Source organism: Streptococcus sp. DD10 (assembly GCF_001578805.1).
Taxonomy (GTDB): Bacteria; Bacillota; Bacilli; order Lactobacillales; family Streptococcaceae; genus Streptococcus.
The window spans coordinates 655,017-660,935 of record NZ_KQ969157.1; the positions used below are offsets into that span (position 1 = coordinate 655,017).

6 protein-coding genes are annotated in these 5,919 nt (G+C 41.3%); all 6 read right to left on the reverse strand.

The window, feature by feature from the left end:
• Positions 1 to 3,942, reverse strand: a 3,942-nt coding sequence (locus STRDD10_RS02930) for a tape measure protein (RefSeq protein WP_067192961.1), incomplete at its 3' end; no start/stop codon positions are given.
• A gap of 25 nt (positions 3,943 to 3,967) precedes the next feature.
• Positions 3,968 to 4,222, reverse strand: a complete 255-nt coding sequence (locus tag STRDD10_RS02935) for a hypothetical protein (RefSeq protein WP_231853358.1) — start codon at positions 4,220 to 4,222, stop codon at positions 3,968 to 3,970.
• A gap of 65 nt (positions 4,223 to 4,287) precedes the next feature.
• A complete protein-coding gene (locus tag STRDD10_RS02940) occupies positions 4,288 to 4,644 on the reverse strand; it encodes a tail assembly chaperone (protein WP_067192966.1) in 357 nt (118 codons plus the stop codon).
• Positions 4,645 to 4,692: 48 nt separating this feature from the next.
• Entirely contained in the window at positions 4,693 to 5,217 is a 525-nt protein-coding gene (locus STRDD10_RS02945; protein ID WP_067192968.1) for a phage major tail protein, TP901-1 family, read from the reverse strand.
• Positions 5,218 to 5,236: 19 nt separating this feature from the next.
• Positions 5,237 to 5,623 carry a phage capsid protein gene (locus tag STRDD10_RS02950; RefSeq protein ID WP_067192972.1) on the reverse strand — a complete coding sequence of 129 codons (387 nt, stop codon included), beginning with the start codon at positions 5,621 to 5,623 and terminating at the stop codon, positions 5,237 to 5,239.
• Positions 5,620 to 5,919 (reverse strand): HK97-gp10 family putative phage morphogenesis protein (locus tag STRDD10_RS02955; RefSeq protein WP_067192974.1); only part of this gene is annotated, 300 nt, incomplete at its 5' end. The genes STRDD10_RS02955 and STRDD10_RS02950, both read right to left, overlap by 4 nt.

The following is a 5,919-nucleotide window of genomic DNA, read 5'->3' on the forward strand; positions in this document are numbered from 1 at the left end:
TGCCGATTTCAAACGTATCCTTTCTTTCTTGTTTTGCGCTTCCGTAATATCATCTACAAAAGCTCCGTACTCATTGTTCCCTAGAACAAAATTAAAAAGCATAGGTTCTTTTGTTTGATTTATCTCATAAGTTGCAGACAAAGCACCTGACACATCACCGTTAAACCTAGATTGTAAATGTGAACCGATTCCAGCCACACGTTCGCTCATAGCAGATTCAAAATGATTCACCACGCCAAAAATATTACCAACCGAGTCAGTAACTGCACCAGCATTCTTATCAATACCAACCGCAACCCCGAGAGGAATATATTTACCGACATTATCACGAAATAGACGTGATGGCGAATGAATCCGTGCTTTCGCTTGCGCTGCTCGTTCAGCTTGAGCCACAAGAGCGTTAGCGGCTGCCGTAACAGCTCCAAGAGCCGCATACATACCTTGAGCCAAACCTTGCCCGATATAACTACCAGCCGAATAAAAAGAACCATATCCGCCACGTATCACACCCGCTGACTGATTCACCATACTTTGAGCAGCCGACACCATCTGTTGACCAGTAGAACGAAAAGCCGACACCATCTGTTGACCATTCGATTGAACAGCTGATTTCACTTGCGACATACCCGCTTTAATCGTAGATGAAACTTGATTCATGCTAGACGTCATAATGGATTTCATCTGATTCCCCGCTGACTGCATCGCAGAAGCTACATTAGACATAGCACTCTTGACATTAGATGAAACTTGATTCATGCCACTTGTTATCGCAGAAGATACCGCTGACATTCCAGAAGAAGTAGCGTTTTGTACTGATTGCATACATGATTGCACCGAGTTAGCAATAACTTGAGACTGACTTTGCGCAGTATTCGCAGCACTCGTCATTTGACTTGAAACATCTGTTGCTAAACCACCAACAGCCGTAGAACCAGCCCCTTGCATCGTTTGCAAATTGCTAGTTACATTACTATTAATCGCTTGCGCTTGTGCAGTAGCATTCGTATTCGCAGTAGCGATATTTGTACCGATGCCATTCGCCATTGTCAAAGTCTGATTTACACTATCAAGATTCATTCCTGAAACTGCTCCATTCACTCCAGCTTGCATTGCTTGAGCTTGAGAAACAGCGTTTGTGTTCGCAGTAGCAAAATTACTTGTAACATCAGTATTGATTGCTGTCGCTTTCGCAAGTGTATCCGTACCCATCTCAGACATGGTCAAAGAAACGCCATCTTTCATCAAAGTAGCTTGATTAAGTGTCTCCGTCCCCATCATCTGCATATTTGTAGATACATTTTGTTGCATCAATCCTGTTTGTGTCGTAGCATCTGCATTCGCTTGAGTAAATGCAGTATTGACATTAGTATTCATCGCTTGCATATTGACATCGGTTGAAGTGACCAAACCTTGCATACTCGTGTCAACGTTTGTATTAAGTGTTCCAAGTTTTGCTAACGTGTCATTATTGAGCGTATCCATGCTACCAGAAACACCCGCAGCCATATCACTCGCATTCTGCTTCGCACTTGCCGAAGCCTCTGCAGTCTTAGCCGATACATGGCTAGTCATATCGTCCATCGTTGCTTTGGTCTTAGAAGCGCCTTCATCGTTCTTGCCAGTTATCCAATCCCAAATGCCACCAAAGAAATTACCAACCGAATCCGCAACGCCACCAATCGCAGCAGGAATCGCATCTAACATAGCTTTTCCTAAACCTACAATCAATTTCCAACCAGCTTCAAGAATTTTTGGCAAGCCCATAATAAGAGCGCCAGCCAGTTTTACTACTAGCATAAGTCCGCCAGTAACAATTTGTGGAAGAGCTTGCATCAAACCTTGCAACAACGAACTAATAATTTGTACTGCCGTCTCGATAATTTGAGGAAGGTTATTAATAATCCCCTCGACCAACGTTGTGATAATCTCAATACCAGCTGAAATAATTTGTGGAAGAGCTTGTAATACAGATTGAACGAAGTTTTGGATAATCTGCAAAGCCGTACTCAACAAAAGTGGAATATTTTGTACAATTCCTTGAGCCAACTGAACCAAGAACTGCATACCAGTTGACAACAACTGAGGTAACGCAGTTAAAAGCCCATTGACCAACACGCCAATAATTTGAATAGCAGAACTGATAAGCTGTCCTGAATTACTTCCTACGCCTTGCACCAAAGCAGAAATAAGAGCCACCGCCCCTTGAATAACAGCTGGTGCATTAGCAACGATAACCTGAGTAAATTGAGTTATAAGCTGTGTACCTTGATTAATCAGCTGTGGAATTTGTGAAACAATCCCATTTACTAGATTAGTTATAATTTGCGGTCCTTGCGTCACAGCTACTTGCACCAATTGATTAATCTGACTGCCGAATTGTCCTTGAAGCAATCCTAAACCAGCCAAAAATACCCCAAAAATCGCAGCAGGCATAAGAGCTTGCATAGCAATTCCTGAAAATGATTGCAAGATAGAGGACATTCCGCTAAAGCTAGAGCCAAACACACTAGCGACCTTGCCAGCCCCACTAGACATAGCAGACATAGCATTTGAAACAGCAGGAAATTTCTGACCAAGCGCTGTGAACTTAGCGCCAACGCCATCTACAACATCTAAACCTTTTAAAGCCGTACTAGCCAGCTTGCTATCGTTTGCCATAAAAGCGAGAGCGCTTCTTGCAGCATTTGAACCAGAAACAGCACCAGCAAATGCCCGTGACGTATTCGTTACAGCGTTCGTCATGCTACTAATTCCAGCACCGACTTGTGGAAAAACTCCGCTCAAAGCGCTGATACCACTCGTTAAAGGTTGAAACAAGTTCCCAGCTACACCTTTAAAAGCTGTAAAACCAGCCTTAACCGTATCAAGACTAGGAATAACCCCTGAAATAGCTGTGCCAAAAGTACCAATCATCGGAATAGCGCTAGAAATTCCAGAAACCAAACCAGCCGTACCAAGAAAAGCCATCGCCTGTTTCAAAATCGGAAATTTATCCGTCAAAAATTGAATTTTATTTCCGAAACCTTCGATGTTTTCAAGTTGAGTCAAAAACTGGTCTATACTATTTGCAAATTCAGCAATCGATTTCCCATCTATCTGATTCAATTTGTTAATGATTTTTTCAATCCACCCGACAGCATGATTCCCAAATGTTTCAAAAACAGGCTGTAATTTTGTACTTACCGTTTCATAAAGTCCGCCTACTGCTTCATCGATTGATTTATACTGTGTCGCCATATCTTGCATAGAAGCACCCGCACGCTTAAAGGCTTCTGCAAAATCATCTGTCTCAACTCCGCCATCTTGGATTTTACTGACAAGCTCATCAAGAGACATTCCCATTTCCGCTGCAACTTTCGCCATACCAGCCGGTGACTGTTCCATCATCAACTTAAAATCCTGCCATTGGATTTTAGGTTTGGTCATAGCTTGCACCATTTGTTGCGACAAAGTTTTCATCGCTTGTTTAGGATTTTCAGCAGACGAAGCAAGACCACCCATCGCAGTAACAAGTTCACTAGCATCTCTCCTACCGATAGCCGCCATTTGTGAGAACGTTGTTCCCATATCCGAAGCCGAATAGATTGTCTGAGTCGCATAATCTTGCATTCGTGCCTTTGCTTCTGCAATTTCAGCTTTGCCCCAACCAAGTTGGCTAAGATTCCCATCAAACGTTTTCCACGCCTTAGTAGAACTGTTCAACTCGCTAACAAGACCTGTCAAACCCGTTGAAACTGTCCGAGTCATTGCTCCGACAGCTTGACCAACTAGATTAGCTCCCAACATCGATTTAAACATCGATGTACTACCATTAGATAATCGTCCGAATACCGAATTTCCTTTCTCTAAACCATCGATAGATTTTTGAAGAGCTTTAAAAGTAGAACTCATATTTTTATCGACTGCAGTCAAAATCGCTTCAACTGAATAACTTTCACCCATATTTCCCCTCCTTTCTTTTAAAAATCTACAAATTTGCTTTTAGAAGCAATTTCATTTCTTCATCTGAGATTTTACGCTTTGATTGCTTTCGCGATTCTTGTTTATAAAAATCTTTATAATTCTTATAAAGTGGATTCTTGCCATCCGAGCGCATGCTCTCCACCATTCGATTAAGCCACGCTTGCCTATGAATCGCTTCATTTTCATCTTCTTTACGAAGCAAAACCCCCGTCATAAGCAAGTCGTACTCATAAAGCGTAAGATTTCCAATAGCTCTCATATCCGTCATATTGAGAAAACGAACACAAGAAATAACGATGTCTTCGTAAGTTTCTTGTGAATTTTTTATTTCACGGCTTTCTTGGATAGGCTCGCCCCCAAGTCCGCCATCAGTGACTTACCCGCATTAGACTTAGCGAGTTCATCTAATACTTCATCAAAAACACTATCGATGTCTTCGTGATTATCGATAAAATCCTCAATAACTGACAACGAAGGGCGTGGGCTCTGACCAACCGTACCAACGTAAAGCACATCAGCCAACGTAGCAACATTTTTAGAAAGTAATTCAGGAATCTTTGTTGAAAGACCAAAACCAAACTTCAAACCGTTCTGAACAGACGGATAAAGTTCATCTAACGAACGAACAAACTTTACGCCAAATTTAACTTGATACTCTTTTTCATTGATGATTAATTCCATTTTTTCTCCTTATTCATAAATAAAAAGAGGGCGAAAAGCCCTCACAAATTAACGTTCAGTACTTGAAGTAGTCGTAGCACTTCCAGCAGTCGTATCCGCAAAACCATACTGAACAACTGCAGATTGCGTTTCCGTTAACGTTGCAAAACCATTCGCCCCGACACCATTAATCGCAAATTCCATTTCTAACTCAACCAAATCTTCCGAATTTTTCGTTTTGTTAAATGATGTAATATACCCTTGATAATAAACAGCCGCAAACTTGCCACTGCTATCTTTAGTAGCGCCTTTTTCAATTTCCCAAATCTCAACCAATTCACCGTTGTTCATAGCAGATTCTAGCTTGATTACAAGCGGGTCATCTTCTGCCAAAATAGAAGTAGCTGAAATAGTAACTTCAATTCCTCCAACCGATTGAAGAACACCATCTTTAGTTTGTGAAGCGTTAGCATCACGACTCTTTTCAGTAGAATGCTCTGTCTGAAAAGCCATTTTTGCAGCCGCATCTGTCTTAGCTGCACTCAAAACACGAAATAATAAGATTGAATCAATCCCTTTTTTTGCAATAGGCATTTTTGCCCTCCTTTTCCTCTTACAATAAAGTAAATACCAAACGAACTCTTCCCCTTTTCAACGGAACAAGAGTCGTCATATCATCTATTAACGAAATGCTAGATTGACCAGTAGATAAAGCGATAGGATATCCTCCGGCTTCGATTGCAGTCATAGCTTGAGCAAAGATAGCAGAACACATATCCGAAACTTGACGGCGTTTCTTCTGCGCCCCCCAAACAGACAAAGTCAGCTCAACTGAACCTTTTACATCTGTTTTGTTCGTTGCATGATAAGTAGTTGTGTCTTCTAATTCAACAAAAGGATATGAGGTTTTTTCATCAGGTTTGTAATCGTAAACCGCATAACCCAAAGACAAAACACGCTTAAATATCTCATCAAAAATCGCTTGTTCTCTTGTCTTCATTTAACCAACCTTTCCATATCTTTTTTAAACTGTTCTTTTTGAGCATCAAAAGCAGGTTTGATAAAAGGTTGAGCGCTCATTTTCCGAGTTCCTAATTCAACGTAAGCCGCATAATGAGTGCTAGGCATAACACGATACTTGAATCTATCTAGCTTGCCACTAGAAACCGAAATAGAACGCTTAGTAGCGCCAGTAGGACGTACAAACCTTTTCCCTTGATAATGACCACGGAACTTCTCCGCATTACGAATAGCTTTCTCCTGCATCTCTTTTCCGTTTTGTTCAACAACACGTTC